This window comes from Psychrobacter sp. UBA2769, from assembly GCF_002352555.1.
Classification (GTDB): Bacteria; Pseudomonadota; Gammaproteobacteria; order Pseudomonadales; family Moraxellaceae; genus Psychrobacter; species Psychrobacter maritimus.
In genome coordinates, this window is sequence record NZ_DEIR01000008.1 from 37,081 (window position 1) to 55,627 (window position 18,547).

The 18,547-nt window shown below is 43.0% G+C and carries 14 protein-coding genes and 2 tRNA genes; 8 read left to right on the forward strand and 8 right to left on the reverse strand.

Annotated elements, in window-relative coordinates; genetic code table 11:
* Positions 1-74: 74 nt before the first annotated feature.
* Positions 75-986, forward strand: a complete 912-nt coding sequence (gene argB, locus B3Q63_RS03035) for an acetylglutamate kinase (protein ID WP_201625626.1) — start codon at positions 75-77, stop codon at positions 984-986.
* 83 nt (positions 987-1,069) lie between these two features.
* On the opposite strand, the gene B3Q63_RS03040 is transcribed toward argB, so the two are convergent.
* Both B3Q63_RS03040 and B3Q63_RS03045 read right to left on the reverse strand, forming a co-directional pair.
* Complete coding sequence (locus tag B3Q63_RS03040) at positions 1,070-1,435, reverse strand: hypothetical protein (protein WP_296173618.1); 366 nt, start codon at positions 1,433-1,435, stop codon at positions 1,070-1,072.
* Between the two features lie 97 nt (positions 1,436-1,532).
* A complete protein-coding gene (locus B3Q63_RS03045) occupies positions 1,533-1,910 on the reverse strand; it encodes a Spx/MgsR family RNA polymerase-binding regulatory protein (protein WP_296173621.1) in 378 nt (125 codons plus the stop codon).
* A 227-nt stretch (positions 1,911-2,137) separates the two neighbouring features.
* Here B3Q63_RS03045 and leuS point away from each other — a divergent pair, with 227 nt between their 5' ends.
* From leuS to B3Q63_RS03080, 7 genes are all read left to right on the forward strand, one after another.
* Positions 2,138-4,855 (forward strand): leucine--tRNA ligase, encoded by a 2,718-nt coding sequence (gene leuS, locus B3Q63_RS03050; protein ID WP_414706297.1) that lies wholly within the window; start codon positions 2,138-2,140, stop codon positions 4,853-4,855.
* A gap of 141 nt (positions 4,856-4,996) precedes the next feature.
* On the forward strand, positions 4,997-5,716 hold the full coding sequence (gene lptE / locus B3Q63_RS03055) for an LPS assembly lipoprotein LptE (protein WP_271134280.1): 720 nt from the start codon (positions 4,997-4,999) through the stop codon (positions 5,714-5,716).
* A 164-nt stretch (positions 5,717-5,880) separates the two neighbouring features.
* Positions 5,881-6,993: a DNA polymerase III subunit delta gene (locus B3Q63_RS03060; protein ID WP_296173632.1), complete on the forward strand. Its 1,113-nt coding sequence runs from the start codon at positions 5,881-5,883 to the stop codon at positions 6,991-6,993.
* A 358-nt stretch (positions 6,994-7,351) separates the two neighbouring features.
* Positions 7,352-8,737 carry an efflux RND transporter periplasmic adaptor subunit gene (locus B3Q63_RS03065; RefSeq protein ID WP_296173634.1) on the forward strand — a complete coding sequence of 462 codons (1,386 nt, stop codon included), beginning with the start codon at positions 7,352-7,354 and terminating at the stop codon, positions 8,735-8,737.
* A 104-nt stretch (positions 8,738-8,841) separates the two neighbouring features.
* The gene (locus B3Q63_RS03070) at positions 8,842-10,836 is read left to right on the forward strand and encodes a MacB family efflux pump subunit (RefSeq protein ID WP_296173636.1); all 1,995 of its coding nucleotides are present in this window, start codon (positions 8,842-8,844) and stop codon (positions 10,834-10,836) included.
* Positions 10,837-11,217: 381 nt separating this feature from the next.
* Positions 11,218-11,293 (forward strand) — tRNA-Lys (locus tag B3Q63_RS03075).
* Positions 11,294-11,449: 156 nt separating this feature from the next.
* Positions 11,450-11,525 (forward strand) — tRNA-Lys (locus tag B3Q63_RS03080).
* Between the two features lie 92 nt (positions 11,526-11,617).
* On the opposite strand, the gene B3Q63_RS03085 is transcribed toward B3Q63_RS03080, so the two are convergent.
* The 6 genes from B3Q63_RS03085 to B3Q63_RS03110 form a co-directional block, all read right to left on the reverse strand.
* On the reverse strand, positions 11,618-12,400 hold the full coding sequence (locus tag B3Q63_RS03085) for an MBL fold metallo-hydrolase (protein WP_296173638.1): 783 nt from the start codon (positions 12,398-12,400) through the stop codon (positions 11,618-11,620).
* Positions 12,401-12,689: 289 nt separating this feature from the next.
* Entirely contained in the window at positions 12,690-14,777 is a 2,088-nt protein-coding gene (locus tag B3Q63_RS03090) for a catalase (protein ID WP_296173640.1), read from the reverse strand.
* A gap of 467 nt (positions 14,778-15,244) precedes the next feature.
* Positions 15,245-15,898, reverse strand: a complete 654-nt coding sequence (locus B3Q63_RS03095) for a DUF938 domain-containing protein (RefSeq protein WP_296173642.1) — start codon at positions 15,896-15,898, stop codon at positions 15,245-15,247.
* Between the two features lie 81 nt (positions 15,899-15,979).
* On the reverse strand, positions 15,980-16,444 hold the full coding sequence (locus tag B3Q63_RS03100; protein WP_296173644.1) for a flavodoxin family protein: 465 nt from the start codon (positions 16,442-16,444) through the stop codon (positions 15,980-15,982).
* A gap of 68 nt (positions 16,445-16,512) precedes the next feature.
* Positions 16,513-16,923: an OsmC family protein gene (locus B3Q63_RS03105; protein WP_296173646.1), complete on the reverse strand. Its 411-nt coding sequence runs from the start codon at positions 16,921-16,923 to the stop codon at positions 16,513-16,515.
* Positions 16,924-17,022: 99 nt separating this feature from the next.
* Positions 17,023-18,411 (reverse strand): ATP-binding protein, encoded by a 1,389-nt coding sequence (locus B3Q63_RS03110; RefSeq protein ID WP_296173649.1) that lies wholly within the window; start codon positions 18,409-18,411, stop codon positions 17,023-17,025.
* Between the last annotated feature and the right edge of the window lie 136 nt (positions 18,412-18,547).

Genomic DNA, 18,547 nt, shown 5'->3' on the forward strand with positions numbered 1-18,547 from the left:
TATTAGAGAACGCCACACAGAAACAGAAACCCTCAATTAATCCACCGCTTAACCCTGTCTTTTAGGAGCTTGTCATGACGCTTAATTTGGATGAAGCCAAAATTACCGCAGAAGTATTAACCACGGCGCTGCCTTATATTCAACGCTTTGTTGATAAGCTCATTGTAGTTAAATACGGCGGCAATGCCATGACCGACCCTGCGCTTGAAAGCTCGTTTGCCCGTGATATCGTCTTATTAAAAACCGTTGGCATGCATCCTGTGGTCGTACATGGCGGTGGTCCACAAGTGGATAATCTGTTAAAAGAGCTTGGTCGTCAATCTGATCGTATCGACGGCATGCGCGTGACTGACAAAAGTACGATGGATATCGTCGAGATGGTACTCGGCGGAAGCGTCAATAAATCTATCGTTAGCTTAATCAATAAGCACGGTGGACGCGCGATTGGTCTGACGGGTAAAGACGCCAATTTAATCCTAGCTAAAAAGTTAATGATGGAAAAAATCGGCGCAGATGGTATTGCCGTGCCGGTCGATTTGGGCTTTGTCGGTGATGTGGTCAGCGTTAATAAAGACGTGATTAATATGCTGATTGCCTCTGATTTCATCCCTGTTATCGCCCCTCTTGGCGTCGATGAAGAAGGCAATACTTATAATATCAATGCCGATTTGGTCGCCGGTAAAGTTGCAGAGTTTTTGCAAGCTGAAAAGCTCATGCTACTGACTAATATCAAAGGGGTATTGGGACGCGACGGTGAAGTCGTGACTGGATTAACGCCAAAGACAGTCGATAGCCTTATTGAAGATGGTACGATTTCAGGCGGTATGATTCCTAAGATTCAATGTGCGCTTGATGCGGTACGTAGCGGCGTAAAAAGTGCCGTTATCGTCGATGGTCGTGTGCCGCATGCAACGCTATTGGAGATTTTTACCAATAAAGGGGTTGGTACACTTATCAGTCGTGATTTAGACTTACTTAACGAATAGCTGTAATAATTTATGAAAAAGCCCCGAGCTTGGTTTACAAGCTCGGGATTTTTATTTATCAAAACCGCTTAATTTAGAATCGTTTAATAAGCGCAAAACTCTACGTTACTATGGCTACTGTTGCCATACACTTTCATGTGGTGATTGCCTTTGCGCTGGGTGATATAAGAGTTTTCATTTTCGTAGCGATCGCCATTTAAGCGACCATCTGGCCCTGAGACATAAGCGACACTGATTTGGTCGTCACCGACGTTACGAATCACTAATTTTTGATCAGGCAGTAACCATAAACGAAATACTTTGCCGTTTTTGAGATTGCCACTAAAGTTACCGCAATAGCTGTCTTTAGCAAAGGTAATTTTGGTTGACGTATCAGCAGCTTGCGCGGTGACCGTTAATAAAGGCGCTAACGCTAACGCTAACGCTGCTATCAATATTAATTTTCTCATAATCCTATCCTCGTCCGTGAACATGATGAGCCAGCAAACTTAATTATAATAATAATTTATAATTTGCCAAACTGATAGCGTTTTTATGAGCACTTATTTATAAAAAAGCCGCCTCGAACTCAGCTGCATCAAAACCACATAATAGTATCGGCTGACCATTGTTTTTATCTGCCAGCTGACCTTCAACTATTGGACGCTTAATCATACTGGTATTTTCTATCAGCAAATCAATGGCGTTATTCACATTATCTTCGGCGGCTTGTTTTTGCTCATCAGTCAGTTTACGCCATGTCGTACCACGCTTATTCAATACTTTATCAATGCCTAAACTTTCTACCCAACGCTGTACGCTGTCTTTATCAATGCCTTGTTTTTTATAATCGTGAAAGTCATAGCTAACGCCCAGCTCATCAAGCTTAGTAAAAGCCTTTTTCATGGTGCTACAAGATTTGATACCGTAAATAGTGATGGTCATAAAAACTCCAAATCAATGATCATTGTTTTGTTTATTATACCTAACTGACATCAGCATTTGGTTTATGACGACGAAAACATTCATAAGCGTATTCACTTTGCAGATTTATCGCCTTTACGGTGAGCAAACACCCCATCATATCGTCGCAATTTTTGCCAAATTACGCTATGCTATGGCATTGTAAAATTTTACCCAATTTATCTGTAATAACCTATTCCGAGCCAACTATGAGCAACGCCGTGACAGCAGAAACTGCTAATACTACCCATACCAATAATACTTCTATCGATAACGCCCAGTATCAGCCGCAACTGATTGAAGCGGCGCAGCAAGCCAAATGGGCAACTGACAAGCGTTTTGAAGTCAGTAATGAGCCAAGCGACAAACCAAGTCGCTATATGCTGTCGATGTTCCCTTACCCAAGCGGTAAGCTGCATATGGGTCACGTGCGTAACTATACTATCTCTGATGTACTGAGCCGTTATTATCGCCTAAAAGGCTATGAGGTCATGCAGCCAATGGGTTGGGATGGTTTTGGTCTGCCAGCAGAAAACGCCGCGATTGCCAATCAAACACCGCCTGCCGAATGGACGTTTGCCAATATTGACAGCATGCGCGCGCAGCTTAAATTGCTTGGTTTGTCTATTGATTGGTCACGTGAATTTGCCACTTGTAGCCCTGAGTATTATCAGTGGGAACAGTGGTTGTTTTTACAGTTATACAAAAAAGGCTTGGTTTATAAAAAGCTTGCCACTGTTAACTGGGATCCGGTCGACAACACCGTATTAGCCAATGAGCAAGTCATTGATGGTAAAGGTTGGCGTAGTGGCGCGGCAGTCGAAAAGCGCGATATCCCAATGTATTATTTTAACATCACCGATTATGCTGATGAGCTGCTTGATGATTTAGACCAGTTAGAAGGTCACTGGCCGTCTGAAGTGCTAACCATGCAGCGTAACTGGATTGGCCGTAGTGCCGGTATGGAAGTCCATTTCCCTTATGAGCTGGCTGGCGAAACCAATACCTTAGATGTGTTCACGACTCGTCCTGATACTTTGATGGGTGTGACTTATGTCGCAGTCGCGGCCGAGCATCCGTTGGCACAATACGCATCTGAACAAGATGAAGCGATTGCCCAATTCTGTGCCCTTTGTAAAAAAGGTTCAGTTGCTGAGGCTGATTTGGCTAAAGCCGAAAAAATCGGTATGGATACGGGTCTTACCGTCACTCATCCATTGACTGGCGAAGAAGTGCCTGTATGGGTTGCCAACTATGTACTGATGAGCTATGGCTCAGGTGCGGTGATGGCGGTTCCTGCTCATGATGAGCGCGATTACGAGTTTGCGACTAAGTATAACTTACCGATTAAGCAAGTGATTGACATTCCTACAGGCTTTCTTGATCAAGTAGAAGAAGACGCCAAAGCGAATGATACTGAGAGCAACCGTGCTTATACCGAGCGCAATACCTTAGTCAATTCAGGCGAATTTGACGGCATGGACTTCGAGCAAGCGTTTGAAGCCATGCTAGCTAAACTTGAGCCACAATCTCTTGCAAAGAAAAAAATCCAATACCGTCTGCGCGATTGGGGTGTCTCTCGCCAGCGCTATTGGGGCTGCCCTATCCCAATGGTCAACTGTGAGCATTGCGGTACGGTGCCGGTTGAAGAGCAAGATTTGCCAGTGGTCTTGCCAACTGACGTCGTCCCTGATGGTCGCGGTAATCCACTAAAAAACATCCCAGAATTTGTCAATACCACTTGTCCTAAATGTGGCAATCCTGCTGAGCGTGAAACCGATACCTTTGATACCTTTGTAGAGTCGAGCTGGTACTATGCGCGCTTTGCCAGCCCACACGATACGACCAATATGGTTAATAAGTCTGCCGCCAATAAATGGTTGCCGGTTGACCAATATATCGGCGGTGTCGAGCATGCAGTCATGCACCTACTTTATGCCCGCTTCTTCCATAAACTGATGCGCGATGAAAACTTGGTATCAGGCGATGAGCCATTTGCCAATTTGATGACCCAAGGTATGGTACTTGCCGGCACGTTCTACCGCGTGAATAGCGATGGCAGTACCACTTATTACTTTACCAAAGACATCGATATTGACTTTAACGAGCGTGGTCAGCCGATTAAAGCCATTTTAAAATCAGACGGTCAGCCAGTGACGATTGGTAAAATCGAAAAAATGTCGAAGTCAAAAAACAACGGTGTCGATCCACAAATTACCATTGATAAATATGGCGCGGATACCGTGCGTTTATATACCTTATTTACCGCCCCTGCCGATCAAACCCTCGAATGGTCAGATGATGCATTAAAAGGCCCTTATAACTTTGTGAAAAAAGTTTGGCGCATTGCGACCGAGCATATGCAAGCACTTGCCGACGCAAATTTAAATCTTGATACGCTAAATAATGAAGCACTCAATACGGATAACTTAAGCAAAGAAGCGAAAGCATTACGCCGTAAGACCCATGAAACGATTGGTAAGATTGATAGTGATTTGGGTAAACGTTTAGCACTCAATACGCCAGTTTCTAGCCTAATGGAGCTTGCTAACGAGTTAAGTAACTTTAAAGCAAACAGTGAGCAAGACCTGCAAGTACAGCATGAAGCCCTGATTGATTTATTGATTATCCTCTCGGTATACGCGCCGCACATCGGTGAGCATTTGCTTGAGCAATTAGGAATGGATACCGTTACCCTAAACTATCCAGAAGTCGATGCAAGCGCTCTAGTGCAAGACATGATTACGATGGTGGTGCAGGTTAACGGTAAAATGCGCGGTAAAATGGATGTCGCGCCTAATAGCGATCCTGAGCAGCTGAAAGCGCAAGCAAAAGCGCTTGAAGGCGTGGCAAAATTCCTTACGGGCGAGATTAAAAAAGAAATCGTCGTACCGAACAAACTGGTTAATATTGTGGTTGCAGGCTAGACCTTTACAACGTTATGTTTTTAAAAACTGGGTTTTTAGACGTTGCACTTTTAAATGCAGCGTTCTCAAACCTAGTGTTTTAAACCCAGCATTTTTAGACATTGCGTTTTAGGTCTTCTTATCAAAATAAGGATAGCGATTATGTCGTATAAGCACCGAGCTTTGCAGGCACATCAAGCAAAATCAGACGGAAAAAGCAGCATGATTCGTAAATCAGGCACCCAAAAACTGGTAACAGCGCTACTGACAGCTTTGCCAATGTTTGCGGTATTGGGTGCAGGTGCCAGTCTCAGTGGTTGCGGTTTTCAGCTACGCGGCTATGATGCACCCATGCTATTTGATGTTGCTAAGACAGCGGTAATTATCGAAGACAATCGCACCTCATTTCCATTGAAACGTCCCCTAACACGGCGTCTACAATCATTGGGTGTTGAGGTTATTGATAATATGACCTTGGCTGATGTGGCCAGCAATAACCAAAAAGCGGGCGCAGAAACCATTGCAGCAATTACGGTTAATAATGTCCGTTTTAAGCGTTATGAGCTGGTTGGTGTCTTGACAGAAATTCGCTTGGTGATGTCAGCTGATGTCAGCTATCAAAGCGTAGAGAATGGCAAGCCTGTGACACTGACCAACCCTATCCAAGTTGAGCGCAGCTATCAATATAATGAGGCATCGGTGAGTACCGATGATCAGCAGGGCGAGCAAATTCGTGACTGGCTTTACGACAGCTTAGCGCGCCGAATTACCGATCAATATGTGGCGATTGCGCTGCCTAAAATTGCCCCTAACAGTGGCAAACCAGCTATGCAAAATGGTAAAGGTTCAGCATCTACTGCTGTTATCGTACCGCAATCTTAATGTTGCTATTTTTTCATTTTTAAACGTTCATGTTTTAACAATATCATTGTTAAAACATAACCTTACTAACGCTGCCTTTATTTAAATGGCTCTTTTTTTAAAGTACTTTTTTAAATAATGGCAGCTTTACTCCCCTATTCATAACCTTGTGTCCTTCTTCGTCTATGCAAGATACTTTTATACAAGCTTATCCAAAACTGCTACAACCTTCCGTTGCAGTAGCAGGCTTGTGGCTGGCACACGGTGATGAGCCCTTACTCAGTCAATGGCTTATCGATGCGCTGCGTCCGCATTGGCGCGCGCAGAATTACGCCATTAAACGTATCGAGCTGGTGTCAGTAAAGAGCTGGCAGGAAGTGTTATCAGAGCTTGGTAGTCAGTCTTTATTCGATGATGCCAGTGCGTTGATTGTCACGGGTAACCATAAACCTGATAAAGCCGTTATTGCCGAGCTAGAACGTTTTGCCGTCGATGCACAGACAGGAGCTCATAGTCATAGCTTGTTATGGCTCACGCCAAAGCAGGATAAACGCGCCCAAACCAGCAAATGGTTTGCGCCATTTGCGCAATATGGTCACGTTATCGACTGCAATTTGTATAACGAGCAACAACGTCAGCAATTATTGCAGATACAAGCCCAGCAGTTTGGCTTAACACTGTCGCAAGAAGCTTGGCAGCTACTGATGTCACATACCGAGCATCATTTGCTCAGTGCTTATCAAACTTTATGGCGGCTATCGTATTTATTTGCGCCGCAATTGATGGCAAATAGTAGCAGTAACAGTCCTAGTAGCAGTGACAGTCATCATAGCCATAGTGCAAATCTTGATAATAATTCTAGCCCGCCTATGACAAACGTGGCATTAGATATTAATGATTTGCAAGCGGCATTGGTCAGCGATGCCCAGTTCAGTGTATTTGATTTATCCGATGCGATGCTTGCTGGCAATAGTGCCCAAGTTGCTAAAATTATTTTTCAGCTGAAAGCGACTGATGAGCCAACCACCTTGGTTTTATGGGCGATTAGTAAAGACATGCGGCAGATTATGCAATTGATGGACGGACAAGACCCGCAAGCGCTTGGCATTTGGCGTAGTAAGCAAGGCTTATACCAGCAAGCATGCCGCCGCCATTCAAAAGCTCAAACTGCTGCATGGCCTGCTCTGCTTTATAAATGTGACCAAGCGATTAAAGGCTTGGTTCGCCAGCCAGCGTGGGAGTTATTACTGCAAGCAGCGCTTGAGCTATCAGGGCGAAGGTTATTTCAAGCACATTAAATGATCAGGCAAGCATATACTGATTTCAATAAAAAAGCAGATAGCGGGATAGGAATGAGTTTTTTGCAGCCTCTGTCGGCGTAGGCACAGCAAGCAAAAAAAACGTATTCCTGTCCCGCGTCATAATATAATATATTTCTTTTATTTATTATTAACTCTACGGCGTAGCTTATTAAAGATAAAACATCACTTTTTCTTATCTAGCCCTTTTTATAGGGTTATTTTTTGTCTGCAATTTGTCGCATTATTACTACCACTATTTCTCCTCTTAACGTTTCGCAAACTAATTGCCATTCCCTTTTGTCCAGCAAGCCTCTACTATAGCTACACTTGATTTAACTGTGATTGGATTGTTGTCATGCGCAAAATGAGCAAAAAGTCTGCTATTAAATGGGGCATTATTGCCCTAGTCATCATAGCTTTAGGGGCTTTGGCCTATAAAACCTTTAAACCAAAAGAAACCACACCCAACTATCTAACAGCGACCGCTGAGATTGGCGATATCGAAAATAACGTCATGGCATCCGGTAAAGTTAAGGCGTTAAATACCGTCGATGTGGGTGCGCAGGTATCGGGTGAGGTGACACGGCTGTTTGTTGAAGTCGGTGATGAAGTGCAAAAAGGCGATTTAATTGCGCAGATTGATCAGGTTACCCAAAAGAATAATCTAAGCAATGAGCAAGCGAGCCTTGAGCAAAGTGAAGCGGCATTACAAAGTGCCCGTGCTGAGTCGTTGAGTCGTCAGGCAAGCCTAAAAAGTGCGCAAGCAGATCTTGCCAGCCGTCAAGCTGAGCTGAGACAAGCACAAGCAGACTTCTCGCGCCTACAAGGCTTACTGGCTATCGATGCGATATCGCAGCAGGATTATGATACGCAAGCGACAAAGGTTGCCACCGCACAGGCATCGGTCGCCAATGCGCGCGCTGCCATCGAGACAGCAAAAGCCGCAATAGCGACTACCGAGGCGAATATCAATAGCCAACAGGCGGCATTACGTAAATCTCAAACCAACGTTAGTACCGCGCAGGAAGATTTAAGCTATACCACCATTCGCGCGCCGATGTCAGGGACGGTAGTCTCGGTGACCACTGAGCAAGGGACGACGGTTAACGCCAACCAAACCGCACCGACCATTGTTACCTTAGCCGATTTATCGACCGTGCGTATCAATGCGCAAATCTCTGAAGCCGACGTCATTAACGTCAAAGCAGGCTTACCAGTCTATTTTAATATCATCGGTAATCCCGACCAAAAGTATGATGCGACCCTTAAAGCCATTGAACCGGCTCCTGAGAAAATCAGCGATACCAGCTCGACCGATGCCGCCATCTATTACGTCGGTTATATCGAAGTGCCCAATACCGAGCGCCGCTTTCGTATCGATATGACCGCGCAAGTTTATATCGTTATTAATCAAGCAAAAGACGCGCTACTTATCCCCTCTGCTGCCCTGCAACCTGCCGGTAAATCTAAAAAATCCAGCAAGGCTAAAAAAGAGTCACTCACTGCTAATAACACTGTCAACGATAATACTAACGATGACTCGGCTGCAACCATGGCCATGGTGCGTGTACTTAAAGCCGATGGCGAAGTCGTCGAGCAAACCGTTAAAGTCGGTATCAATAACCGCGTCAATGCTGAAATCTTAAGCGGTCTTAATAAAGGCGATGAGGTTATATTAAGCGAAGAAGGACCGGATAGCGGCAAAGGCAGTAAAGGTGGCAGAGGCGGTCGACCGTTTTAATATTTAAAAGGTGCTAGAAAACCGCTGTAAATAAAATCGTCGCTAGCAAAACATCAGCTTTGGCTTTGATAATGACTTGAGATTTGAGATAAGCAGGATAGCAAATGAGCAACCAAGACCTAACTTCTAATGTAACTGATACGCCGTTGATGGAAGTCAAAGGACTGATTAGAGAGTTCAAAGCTGGCGAGCAGACCATTCGCGTGTTGCACGATATCAATTTGACCATCAATCAAGGCGAGATGGTCGCTATCATCGGGCAATCAGGCTCAGGCAAATCAACCTTGATGAATATCTTGGGCTGCTTAGATCAAGCAACTGCAGGCGATTATAAAATATTTGGTCAATCGGTCAGCCGCCTAGATGCAGATGAGCTGGCAAAACTGCGCCGTGAGCACTTTGGTTTTATTTTTCAGCGCTATCATCTATTAGGCGATATCAATGCCCGCGACAACGTATCTGTACCGGCAGTCTATGCAGGGATGGATGGGCAAGCGCGCAGCGAGCGTGCCGAAAAACTATTGTCAGATTTAGGCTTGGCGGACAAGGTCAATAATCGCCCAAGCCAGTTATCAGGCGGTCAGCAGCAGCGTGTCTCTATCGCAAGGGCGCTGATGAATGGCGGCGATATCATCTTAGCCGATGAGCCAACAGGCGCGCTAGATAGCAAATCCGGCGAAGATGTCGTACAAATCCTCAAAGATTTAAACGCGCAAGGTCATACCATTATTATGGTCACCCACGACCCTAGCCTTGCTGCCCAAGCTGAGCGCGTCATTGAAATCAAAGACGGTTATATCATCGCCGACTATAAAAACGAAGATTATCAGCAAGCAGAAGCCCAGCCAGCGGCGATGATAGATAAGCACCGTAAAAGCGCCTTTAGCAGCTTTATCGACCGCTTATTTGAAGCCTTTAAAATGTCTTTACTTGCCATGCGCGCCCATAAAATGCGCACCTTATTGACGATGTTAGGGATTATCATTGGTATTGCTTCGGTGGTATCAGTAGTTGGCCTTGGCAAAGGCTCTCAAGCGCAGATATTATCCAATATCAGCTCCTTAGGTACTAATACCATTACTGTTACCGACGGCTATCCCTACGGCGACCCTAGGCGGCAGTACAACGATGACAATCTAACCCCACAAGACGCCCAAGCGGTCGCTGACCAGCCTTATGTGGTCAGTGTCAGCCCGCAGCTCAATAGCAATATGAACGTGCGCTATCGTAATATCCAAGAAGCCGCCAGTATCAGCGGCGTCGGTAAAGATTATCTTGATGTCAGCGGTGAAAAGCTGGCACTAGGTCAGGGTTTCGATGAACAAAGTATCCTACGCCGCACCCAAGATATCATTATCGATGATAATGCCAATAAGACCTTTTTTCCTGACAATGCCAATCCGATTGGCGAAGTCTTACTGATAGGTAGCGTCCCTGGGCGTGTGATTGGGGTTTTAGAGCCAAACGATGGTGGCTTTCGTCGCAGCGTCGATTCGCCCACGTTATATATGCCCTATACCACCATGATGTCGCGGCTGATAGGCAGTGCCTATATTGAGAGCTTTGTCGCGCTGATTGACAATAATATCTCCTCTGCTGCCGCTGAGTCTGCCATCGCTGAGCTAATGACTAGCCGTCATGGCACCGATGATTTTCGCATCCGTAACTCCGACTCTATCCGTCAAACCATTGAATCTACCACAGCTGCTATGACGTTATTAATATCTTCTATCGCTATTATCTCGTTAATTGTCGGCGGGATTGGCGTAATGAATATTATGTTAGTCTCCGTGACCGAGCGCACTAATGAGATTGGCGTACGTATGGCCGTCGGTGCGCGTCAAAGCGATATCATGCAGCAGTTTCTGATTGAAGCAGTTTTGGTCTGTATTTTAGGCGGACTATTGGGTATAGGCATGGCATTTGCTATCGGTGAGCTGATTAACCGTGTCGGCGGCGATAGCTTTAAAGTTATTTACTCATCGACGTCCATTATTGCCGCCTTTGTGTGCTCAACGCTTATCGGAGTTGTATTCGGCTTCTTACCTGCTCGTAATGCCGCCAAACTGGATCCAGTAGAAGCACTTTCTAGAGATTAGAATAATTTTACGACTAACGCTAAAGGTAAACGTCAAAAAACAAAGTTGAAAACGCCCTATTAATAGGTTTTTAAAGTCTCTAAAAGCCAATTAATCCTTAAATTTAAAAAAAATAGGTTTAATTTGCACGGATTTGCACTTTTTTTAGTATTCGGGGTTGTAATTGTCATAATTATATATATAATGTGCTCTCACGTTTAGAGATACAAATAATCTAAACGGGTAAACAAGCTTATTGTCTTTTTTGATATTGATTCATGAATAGATAAAGAAATGAAGCTTTAAGACATTGTTTTTGATGTCTGGTTTTAATGAATTTCCCTTTAAGGAAATTTATCTTGCGAAGCTAAAATTGTCATGCAATTTTTTTAACGCTTCTCAGGGCCGATAGCTCAGTTGGTAGAGCAGTTGACTTTTAATCAATTGGTCCCGCGTTCGAGTCGCGGTCGGCCCACCATCTTTAGTATTGCCCTTATCATGTATGCTACCCTATCCGGTAGTAGCGTAATAAGTTTAAAGACATTGTTTTTGATGTCTAGTTTTAATAAATTTCCCTTTAAGGAAATTTATCTTGCGAAGCTAAAATTGTCATGCAATTTTTTAACGCTTCTCAGGGCCGATAGCTCAGTTGGTAGAGCAGTTGACTTTTAATCAATTGGTCCCGCGTTCGAGTCGCGGTCGGCCCACCATATTTAGGAAAGCCCAGTCATTTAATGATTGGGCTTTTTTTTGGCTAAATCTTTTATTAAAGCGGTAGTTTATAGCGTAAACGTTTTAGCTTTTAACGTTTACGCTTACGAAGGCTAAAACCGTCATTTTGTCGCCAAAGCAATTTATGTTTAATGGTATCTTTAATGGTCCGCCGATGCTTAGGCGCTTGGGCAATCAGCTTGTCAAAAGTAGCTGCATCAATATCCAACTCACAACCATGCGCCATCATGACATTTGACGGTTTTAAATCTTTTACCTTTTGTAGCGACTGAATATAAACTTTAGGATCATAAATAGGAAATGGCGCGACAAATTTATGGCGCAGCTTGATGATTAAATCAGCGGTATACACCTGACGGCTTGGCAGATGAAACAAAGATAAATCACGATCCGTATGCCCTGGCGTCTCAAGTACCTGCCAATCATCAAACTGGGGTATCGTATCACCATCGCCAACCGTTAAATCAGGTTGCAGATGCGCGCTATACCACAGCCTTGTAATAGCACGCCCTTGCCGCTTGGCCACATAATGCGCTAAACCGATATCCACCAGATGCATAACTCGCCCGCCAACACCGCTGTACCACTGGCTCTCTTTCGCAGCAGAGACGATCAAGCAGCCAGTTGCCGTACGCAGTTTGTGCGCGCCGCCCGCATGATCTGGATGCATATGGGTGACGACCACCACTTTTAAGTCACTGATTGGGCGCTTAAGAGTATTTTTAATATAACCCAGCACCAACGCCACATCAGGACGACAGCAGCCGTCTAATAGCATCAATTTATCTGGATAAACCGCGAGATAGCTACTTTGAATATACCCATCCAAGCGTACGATATGACATAAACTCATTTATCTTCCTTGACCGCTTTCCTGTCATCTTATTAACAAACCAGTGAGATATTAATGATATTTTTTATTCACTTTATTGCTAATAAAATGAAAATTCGTCCTTTAGTATAACGCCCATCCCTGTAAAATAAATGACTTTGAGTGAACGCTTCTGACTATAGATAAGTAGTTTATATGGCTTTTATTAGGCATTTAAAGCGCGGAGATAATAAAAAAACCCAGCACCTAATTATTACTAGCGGCTGAGTTTTTATTATTAAAAGAGCTAACTATTAAGCTAAATCATCAATTAAGCCAAGTCACGCACTTTTGGCTCCCGTTCCCACAAGCGCGATTTGGCATTTTCGATAAAGCTATCAAGTTCAGCCAGTGGCGTGACAAACGCATCTTTTTCAATCGGTAATTTACTTAAGATAAACTCATCGGTCGCCCCGCAATAAGCAATGGCTTTACAATGCGCATAAGCATCATTAAACCAATCAAGCGTGGCACTGTCTTTAGCCAGCTTCTTTGCTTGCTCAGGCATAATGATACTGACCACCGCATCAAACATCACTGACGGGCCACCAGCTACGCGCTCGTCGGCTTGTATGCGAGTATCATCGTCTAAAACCACCTCTTTACTTGGCGCGACGATTTTCACGCGAGCGCCTTCCGCTTTTGCCGCCTCTTCAAACTTCTTAATCTCACTGTGTTTTGAGCCTTCTGCGACTAAAATGCCAATTAAGCGACTTTTTAGGGTTTTAGGCGTCAAGCCAATCGTCTGTAATTTCTCAGAAGTCACCATATCTTGTATCGGCGCAGCAGGCTCTGCTGCTTCTGGCAATTCCATACCCAATGCTTTTGCAACACGCTGTGCCAAATCTTCATCAATATTCAGCAGATGGCCAAGCATACGCGTACGAACATGGGCGGTATCTACTTTACCCAGCTCAAAGGCATAGGCTGAGGCAATATGCGCTTGCTCAGTTGGCGTTTGGCTAAGATAAAACATACGCGGCTGGCTATAATGGTCGGCAAAGCTTTCAGCGCGCACGCGACCTTTGACGCCATCGTCTAGCTGCTCATGGAACGACTCAAAGCCTTTTTTAATACTTTCACGCGGCCTTGTCGGATCAAGGCTTTGTGGCTCATAAAGGACGCGCGTTTTTGGCACGTGCATCTGCATATGACCGTCTTGCTGATTATTAGCAAACGGACATTTTGGCGCATTAATCGGAATTTGCGCAAAGTTTGGCGAGCCCAAACGTGACAGCTGCGTATCTAAATAACTAAACAGGCGACCTTGTAGTAAAGGGTCGTTACTAAAGTCGATGCCCGGTGGCAGATGCGATGGACAGAACGCCACTTGCTCCGTTTCGGCAAAGAAATTATCCGGATAGCGATTTAACACCATTTTACCTACGATGCGTACTGGCACCATTTCTTCTGGAATCAGCTTGGTGGCATCTAAGTGGTCAAACGGAAACTCATTGGCTTCCTCTTCAGTAAATAGCTGGACGCCAAATTCCCACTCTGGATAATCGCCATTATTAATCGATTCAAATAAATCACGGCGATTATAATCGGGATCTGCGCCAGAGATTTTAACCGCTTCATCCCAAATCAGCGACTGCACGCCAAGTACCGGCTTCCAATGGAAACGCACAAAGGTACTCTTGCCGTCCTTATTAATAAAGCGATAGCTATGAATACCAAAGCCTTCCATCATCCCCAAGCTACGCGGCAGCGCGCGATCGCTCATCAGCCAAATGACATTATGCATGGTCTCAGGGCTAAGCGAGACAAAATCCCAAAAAGTATCATGGGCAGAGGCCGCTTGCGGGAAACCACGATCCGGCTCTGGTTTTACCGCATGAACAAAATCAGGGAATTTCATCGCATCTTGAATAAAGAAAATCGGCATATTGTTACCGACGATGTCCCAGTTGCCCTCTTCAGTATAAATTTTCACCGCAAAACCACGCACATCACGCGGCGTATCTTTTGAGCCTTTATTACCAGCAACCGTAGAAAAACGGGTAAATAATGGCGTTTGCTTACCTGTTTCAGTCAAAATCTTAGCAGTGGTAAATTCTTCTAACGATTCGGTCAACTCAAAATAACCATGGGCCGCACTACCGCGTGCATGGACAATACGCTCTGGAATACGTTCATGGTCGAAGTGATTAATCTTTTCGCGTAAAACAAAATCTTCTAATAGCGCCGGACCACGTGCGCCCGCCTTCAGGGAGTTTTGATTGTCAGAGATGACCACGCCTTGTTGGGTCGTCATCGCTTTAGTATCGCCATCGGCACGCTGATGCGTTTCACCGCCATTGCCGCGTTCGGTATTCATATCTTTAGCGGGGTCGGTATGATCAATATTATTATTCATAAAATATCCTAGCTAATGAGTAAAAATGAGCGATAGATAGCCCATTTAATAAGCGCTAACACAGTTTTATATCCTTAGAGATGGTTTTGACTTCATATGTCGTTTAATTTTCTGTGTTGCACGGCTGATTTTAAAAGATGAAAAAGCTTTTAGATATTAAGACACTTAAGCTCATCAATTATATTACTCAAAAACTACAGCAGGTATGTCATATATATCGTTAAGCGTGTTGATGTTTGGTTAAGCATGAAACGCATTGTCACTGCGTGAAGATATGCCTTAATAAAGAGGCGTTAATGAGGTTGTTATTGAGATTACAGGCAAAGGTATATTAATAGGCGTTTATGCTGAGGAATTAGGCACTCTTAACAGCGCCACTTTGAATTTTTTAGCGGATAAATAGAATGGACGTTATCAATAAGGGTAAGTTGGCATTGTTAAAGCATGTTTTCTAAAATATATATGCATTAAGATTTCTTTTGAAAGACCAATATCTGGTTATTAGCCGGCATCATATAGGTATTAGATAGCACTAGATGATGTGTATTTGCCAAATCTATAACGTCTTCTAGATGACGAATACCACTGTTGCTATCGCGTTGCCGCAAGCTATGGTCAAACTGACGATTACTTTCACTGCTATAACGGCCATTTTCGTTAAAGGGTCCATAAATGATAAACTTACCATTTAAAGGTAGCATATCGCCGACCAATTCAAATAACTTGCTAACCAAAGACCACGACATAATATGCAAAGTATTGGCGGTAAACACTGCATCATAAGGCGCAGCAACAGCCTTATTTATCGGCACTGAATCACACGATACATCAAAAGTAAGCGGCGCATATAAATTAGGCGCAGGATAAGCAGCATGCCAAGCGTTGATAGTCGCATGATGCGCGAACACATCACTGGTCTGCCAGTTTACATGCGTCAATCGTGGTGCAAAATAGACACTATGCTGACCGGTTCCAGAACCCACTTCTAAGACATGAGTACAGTCTTGCAACTCTTGCTGTAAGATTTCTAGAATCGGCTGCTGATTATTTTCACACGCTTGAGAGAATGGCAGTCCAGCCGTAAGAGTAGACTGTTTATTATCTGAGCTACGATTAAGCATAAAACCTCTTATCTTGATAATAACTAAATAGCAACGGGATATAAATTACCAACCAAGTATCAATAAATTAAAGATTAAGCACTAATAAATACCCGCTTCTAGCCCAGCTGCCAGTGTCATCGCCAGCTCTTCGACTTGCTCAGTAAATCCCTCTTGCCAATCACCTTGTAAAATCAGCGCTTCTTGAATCCATTCCCAACGCAGTCCGGTCGTAATCGTTTTCATAGCAAGCTTAGTGCCCGTGCCATCATGACCTGCGCGAATATATAACGCAAACGGCATGCCCTGCTTCTTCTCTAACACCGGATAATAACAGCGATCAAAAAAATCTTTGGTCAGTCCTGCCATATAAGCCAAGTTCTCAGTCGTCCCTAATAACAGCGCATCGGCTGCTAGCACATCTTCAGGCTGGGTATCTTGCGGCGCTTTAAGAATGACATTGATGTCTATATCGGGATGATTGGCACCATCGTAAGCCGCTTGTGCCAATTTTTTGGTATTAGGCGATGGCGCATGTGCAACAATAAGTAAGGTTTTGCTAGCCATATCAATCACCCTTATAGAGGTTACTAGTTTTTGAAATTAGTAGTTCTTAGAATCAATAGCTATTGGCATTAATAGCTTTTAGAATTAATAGTCACTCTTTGAATGATATCAGGATGGATACTTTTCGCAACCGGACAAGTCAGCGCAGTGTTATAAAATATTTTTTGCGTCTTGTCATCTAACTCTTGATTAAAAGTAATGGCAATATGCACTTCGCTGACACGTCTTGGATCAGCAGCCATTATTTTGGTCACCTCGCTCGTAGTACCTGCGATATCAATCTCCATATCACGCGCTTTAATACCAATAATCGTCAACATGCAACTGGCTAAGCTGGTCGCCAATAAATCAGTCGGTGAAAATGCTTCGCCCTTACCTTGATTGTCAGTCGGCGCATCAGTAATAATTTCATTATTAGATTGTAGATGAATAGCAGTAGTGCGTAGGTCGCCTTGATAGGTTACTTTTGAGGTTTTCATAGATTTCTCTTTTTCAGATAGGTTATCTTGATTTATAAATTAATAAAGAAAATAGATTAGTTTTAACCTACCACATTGTACTTAATAGAAGATTAAAACTTAAGCTTTAATATATCTATAATAAAATGCTGACACACTCTCATCCTCAACTTTTATTTGACCATTAGCTCTAAGCTTCTGTAACGCTTTCTTGACTTTCTGCATATCGTCTTCGCCACTAACCTGTCTTACAAGTTTATTACTAATTGATGAATCAGGGTTATCTGAAAAATATTGCAAAACTACATCTTCTATGGACGCTAATTTTTGATGTTTAATGGTAACAATAAAAGCGTTTTCTTTTTCACTAAACTCAGGATCAATAAGTCCTGCTTTCTTAAGTTCATTTTTAGCTGTATCTAAACCTTCTCCGATATCATGATTAACTGGATTAGGAAGGTTATGCAACATTCGAACTATGTTAGGATTTCTTGAAAATCTTTCATCATATAGGTTTTCTAATGTCATATATCCAGGGAGCCTACCTGGACTCTGGATTTCGACACGATTATCGAAGACTCGAACATGTATATCATCATTTAAGCTATAGTCTCGATGAATAACTGCATTCACAAGTATCTCTTTAAGTGCTTCAGCAGGATAATTTAATTTTACTACTCTACCTCCATCATTAAATGAGGCACCGTCAATATATTTTGACACTTGTTGAATAGTTTTATCAATTACATTCTCTACGTTACCATTTATTGTAACAGGCATTTCTTCTAGCTGCTCTCGCTTGTATTGTGTCTCAGTTGTTCGAAGTCTATATACTTTTACAGCACAACGTGTTTCTAAAGTAGCTTGAGGCTCTTCATCGAATAAGAGTACGGCACCAACATTAGGTATGCGATGACCGTCTTTTTTAGTTAATAAACGTTGTTTCCTTAAAAAGGCGCCTGGTTGTAAATGAGTACCAACACGCCTCATATAATCAGACAGTAGATGACCATCTATAATATCCTCAATATCCACACTGTCTAAACCCCTTCTTTCATAAGGTTCAGCACCTTTCGAATAACTAAGTTGAGTTATCCTTTCACCTTTAATCTTTTTTTTCAAAGCATTGATTCTAATATAGCAGTCTCCAGCAGAGGTATAATGAACTTTAGGACTTTTTGGAATGCTTATATGTAAAATTAATCCTTTATCGGAAACACTTAAAAATTCAATAGCTACATTTTCTACAGAAGGAGATGTGTCCTCTAAAAGTGTTGAAATCAATGCATTAGCTTCTTCAGGTTCTTCGAAGCCAAATATTCTTTCTCCCATTACTTTTTTATCTTCTATGCCTATATACAAATCTCCTCCGTCTGAGTTTGCAAGAGCAACAAATGTTTGTTGGAGTTTTGCAGGACTAATTTTTTTACTTTTTAAATCGTTAAAATGATCTTCATCTAAGTTTAGTAACGATTGAATCTCATCATATGTAATGATTCTTGTATCCATAAAAATAATCTCTACTAATATAAGGATTTATAATATTATCTTTTGCTCAAAATATAATAACGAGAAGTCAAACATATAACCAGAAGATTATTATAGTTTAATAATTCCCACGCAAAGAAAAGCCCCTCAACAATTA

Bases quoted from the DNA above. Each gene is read 5' to 3' on its own strand.
- B3Q63_RS03065 (WP_296173634.1), top strand. From the start codon at position 7,352: ATGCGCAAAATGAGCAAAAAGTCTGCTATTAAATGGGGCATTATTGCC.
- lptE (WP_271134280.1), top strand. From the start codon at position 4,997: ATGTCGTATAAGCACCGAGCTTTGCAGGCACATCAAGCAAAATCAGAC.
- B3Q63_RS03095 (WP_296173642.1), bottom strand. From the start codon at position 15,898: ATGCTTAATCGTAGCTCAGATAATAAACAGTCTACTCTTACGGCTGGA.
- B3Q63_RS03040 (WP_296173618.1), bottom strand. From the start codon at position 1,435: ATGAGAAAATTAATATTGATAGCAGCGTTAGCGTTAGCGTTAGCGCCT.
- B3Q63_RS03060 (WP_296173632.1), top strand. From the start codon at position 5,881: ATGCAAGATACTTTTATACAAGCTTATCCAAAACTGCTACAACCTTCC.
- B3Q63_RS03085 (WP_296173638.1), bottom strand. From the start codon at position 12,400: ATGAGTTTATGTCATATCGTACGCTTGGATGGGTATATTCAAAGTAGC.
- B3Q63_RS03070 (WP_296173636.1), top strand. From the start codon at position 8,842: ATGAGCAACCAAGACCTAACTTCTAATGTAACTGATACGCCGTTGATG.
- argB (WP_201625626.1), top strand. From the start codon at position 75: ATGACGCTTAATTTGGATGAAGCCAAAATTACCGCAGAAGTATTAACC.
- B3Q63_RS03100 (WP_296173644.1), bottom strand. From the start codon at position 16,444: ATGGCTAGCAAAACCTTACTTATTGTTGCACATGCGCCATCGCCTAAT.
- B3Q63_RS03090 (WP_296173640.1), bottom strand. From the start codon at position 14,777: ATGAATAATAATATTGATCATACCGACCCCGCTAAAGATATGAATACC.
- leuS (WP_414706297.1), top strand. From the start codon at position 2,138: ATGAGCAACGCCGTGACAGCAGAAACTGCTAATACTACCCATACCAAT.
- B3Q63_RS03045 (WP_296173621.1), bottom strand. From the start codon at position 1,910: ATGACCATCACTATTTACGGTATCAAATCTTGTAGCACCATGAAAAAG.
- B3Q63_RS03105 (WP_296173646.1), bottom strand. From the start codon at position 16,923: ATGAAAACCTCAAAAGTAACCTATCAAGGCGACCTACGCACTACTGCT.
- B3Q63_RS03110 (WP_296173649.1), bottom strand. From the start codon at position 18,411: ATGGATACAAGAATCATTACATATGATGAGATTCAATCGTTACTAAAC.